2 protein-coding genes are annotated in these 882 nt (G+C 37.5%); one reads left to right on the top strand and one right to left on the bottom strand.

The window, feature by feature from the left end:
• Positions 1-370 (bottom strand): DUF1398 family protein (locus tag J5M57_RS27870; protein WP_243435661.1); only part of this gene is annotated, 370 nt, incomplete at its 3' end.
• Between the two features lie 243 nt (positions 371-613).
• Here J5M57_RS27870 and ybcW point away from each other — a divergent pair.
• Positions 614-820 (top strand): protein YbcW, encoded by a 207-nt coding sequence (ybcW, locus tag J5M57_RS27875; protein WP_001031427.1) that lies wholly within the window; start codon positions 614-616, stop codon positions 818-820.
• Positions 821-882: the final 62 nt, after the last annotated feature.

Below are 882 nucleotides of genomic sequence, written 5' to 3' on the forward strand. Positions count from 1 at the left end.
GTTCATGGATATTTGTAACCCATCGGAAAACTCCTGCTTTAGCAAGATTTTCCCTGTATTGCTGAAATGTGATTTCTCTTGATTTCAACCTATCATAGGACGTTTCTATAAGATGCGTGTTTCTTGAGAATTTAACATTTACAACCTTTTTAAGTCCTTTTATTAACACGGTGTTATCGTTTTCTAACACGATGTGAATATTATCTGTGGCTAGATAGTAAATATAATGTGAGACGTTGTGACGTTTTAGTTCAGAATAAAACAATTCACAGTCTAAATCTTTTCGCACTTGATCGAATATTTCTTTAAAAATGGCAACCTGAGCCATTGGTAAAACCTTCCATGTGATACGAGGGCGCGTAGTTTGCATTATCGTTTTTATCGTTTCAATCTGGTCTGACCTCCTTGTGTTTTGTTGATGATTTATGTCAAATATTAGGAATGTTTTCACTTAATAGTATTGGTTGCGTAACAAAGTGCGGTCCTGCTGGCATTCTGGAGGGAAATACAACCGACAGATGTATGTAAGGCCAACGTGCTCAAATCTTCATACAGAAAGATTTGAAGTAATATTTTAACCGCTAGATGAAGAGCAAGCGCATGGAGCGACAAAATGAATAAAGAACAATCTGCTGATGATCCCTCCGTGGATCTGATTCGTGTAAAAAATATGCTTAATAGCACCATTTCTATGAGTTACCCTGATGTTGTAATTGCATGTATAGAACATAAGGTGTCTCTGGAAGCATTCAGAGCAATTGAGGCAGCGTTGGTGAAGCACGATAATAATATGAAGGATTATTCCCTGGTGGTTGACTGATCACCATAACTGCTAATCATTCAAACTATTTAGTCTGTGACAGAGCCAACACGCAGTCTGTC

The sequence above is a fragment of the Pseudomonas sp. 86_A genome (assembly GCF_017491705.1).
Classification (GTDB): domain Bacteria; phylum Pseudomonadota; class Gammaproteobacteria; order Pseudomonadales; family Pseudomonadaceae; genus Aquipseudomonas; species Aquipseudomonas koreensis.